Source organism: Oleiphilus sp. HI0043 (assembly GCF_001634935.1).
The window spans coordinates 1-990 of record NZ_LWEY01000541.1; the positions used below are offsets into that span (position 1 = coordinate 1).

Annotated in this window: 2 protein-coding genes; both read right to left on the reverse strand. The window is 42.1% G+C overall.

Annotated features, from left to right (window positions below; translation table 11 throughout):
- The coding region (locus A3729_RS06615) for a hypothetical protein (protein WP_197475636.1) at window positions 1-270 on the reverse strand (270 nt) is incomplete at its 3' end.
- A 26-nt stretch (window positions 271-296) separates the two neighbouring features.
- Window positions 297-990: DUF898 family protein (locus A3729_RS06620; RefSeq protein WP_068633458.1), on the reverse strand; the 694-nt coding region annotated here is incomplete at its 5' end.

Sequence of the window (990 nt, forward strand, 5' to 3'; positions counted from 1 at the left end):
CTGGGCGGTTTTAATCAGTTCATCGATTGCTAAATTATCAGCACATTCAAATTGACATTGATCGCCAAAACTAATGAAGCGCGGGGTATTGCCAATGCGTGATGAGATGTCGACATCTTTAATGGCGACCTTTTTTAAGGGTTCATTGGATGACTCAGTGACAAATTCACTTTCTGGAAAAAAGCAGAGCTGACCGCCTTCCTGATAATGTAGCTTAGCGGGAAGCCGTGATGAGCTTTGCCCTAGGTACAAATAGCCGGAAATCTCCATTGTTAGCAACCAGGCTTCGTCAGCATTTAAATTCCCACTTCGATATCAAAGACTTCACCAAACTCTTCACCCATTGCGGTCAATTGATTTTGTTGATCCGCGACGAAATTATCGAGAGATTGATTTGTCAGCAGTGTTAGTTGGCTTGCGCGGTAGCGCGCAGTACGGATCATCGACCAGGGGATGAGTAAGCCTAGTGAGCAGATAATGGCAATCGTATTGCTGAGGTATAGATACAACATATAGCTAACGCTCAATGTACTTGAGAAAGTCATCTCTTCGATCTGGGTATGATTGAATATCAAGTTTTGGCGCTTGGTTTGAAGGTAGGCAAAGATCCATAAATAAACAGTAAAGAATACCAGCTGAATTAAAATGAGGTTTGAAAAAGACGGTGCTGTTTCTTCACTTGTAAAATTCATAAGGTCTAGCTGGGATAAAGTCCAAAGTACAATAGATATCGCTAAGATAAAAACACCGGAGGCCTTTAAATACATAAGATAGAAGCTTTTTGCGCCAGCGCCATAGCTGAATGGTGAGGTGCCATAGCGAGCGTTATTTACAAGGAAAATAGCTTTTAAGTATTGCCAGAAGGGAAAGCCCAAGATAAACAATGGGAACAAAGCAGCAAGCCCCCAAGGCATATTAAACTCTTCCTCAATATCTATTTTTGCTTCTTCTCCTACGGCAGGTATCTCTGTCGTTTCATCAGCTGGCATC